This is a genomic window from Candidatus Accumulibacter contiguus, assembly GCF_012940005.1.
Classification (GTDB): Bacteria; Pseudomonadota; Gammaproteobacteria; order Burkholderiales; family Rhodocyclaceae; genus Accumulibacter; species Accumulibacter contiguus.
In genome coordinates this window covers 1-757 of record NZ_SPMX01000117.1, presented here as the reverse complement: position 1 = coordinate 757, position 757 = coordinate 1, and the positions used below count along the sequence as shown (strand labels likewise).

General features: G+C 60.1%; 1 protein-coding gene. It reads left to right on the top strand.

All coding sequences use genetic code 11. The features are described from left to right. The first annotated feature begins 285 nt into the window (after positions 1–285). A complete protein-coding gene (locus E4Q08_RS23430) occupies positions 286–684 on the top strand; it encodes a TraK family protein (RefSeq protein WP_169072183.1) in 399 nt (132 codons plus the stop codon). The last annotated feature ends 73 nt before the right edge of the window (positions 685–757 follow it).

Below are 757 nucleotides of genomic sequence, written 5' to 3'. Positions count from 1 at the left end.
GAGCAGGACGCCCGTTGAGCACGCAGTGCGAATAAGGCGCCGTGAAGCAGGACAAACCGCTTGCGGGTGGGCCTACTTCACCTATCCTGCCCCGATATATGCCTTTCATACGCCAAGGGTAGCATGTCTCTGCCCTTGCTTGTAGCTTTTTATTCGTTATATCATTTGTTGTGCGAAGGCAGGAACGGGCTGGCGACGATCAAACAACGGTCGAGAACAGGTAAGCCTGTTGCAGTGAGGACGAAACAATGACGGAACAACGGCAACAGCAACGCCGGATGATCGATGGCCAAGAGCTTGTCGGCGCGCATCGCTGAACGGATCGCGCGCAAGAAGCCGGCTGGCAATGTGCGCAACCGGGCGGCGTTCCTGGCTCTGCGTGGCGAGGTGAAGCAGGCCATCGACGATGGCTGGCCGGTCAAGACGATCTGGGAAACGCTGCACGACGAAGAGAAGGTCGCCTTCAGCTACCAGGCGTTTCGCGGCTACGTGAATCGCTTGATCCTGTCGCCGCCAGCGAACGGAGAAACAGCGCCGGCGCCGGTGGTGGCCGATCAATCCGGGCAGGCGGCCCCAAGGTCGGCCCCGCAGTCAGCCAGGACGCCGGCCGAATGGAAACCAGAGAAGCTGGCCGCGACCGGCTTCACATTCAACCGAACACCGAAGAAGGAGGATCTACTCTGATGGCGAAGATTCACATGGTTCTGCAAGGCAAGGGCGGCGTCGGCAAGTCGTTCATCGCGGACGGTGATTGCGC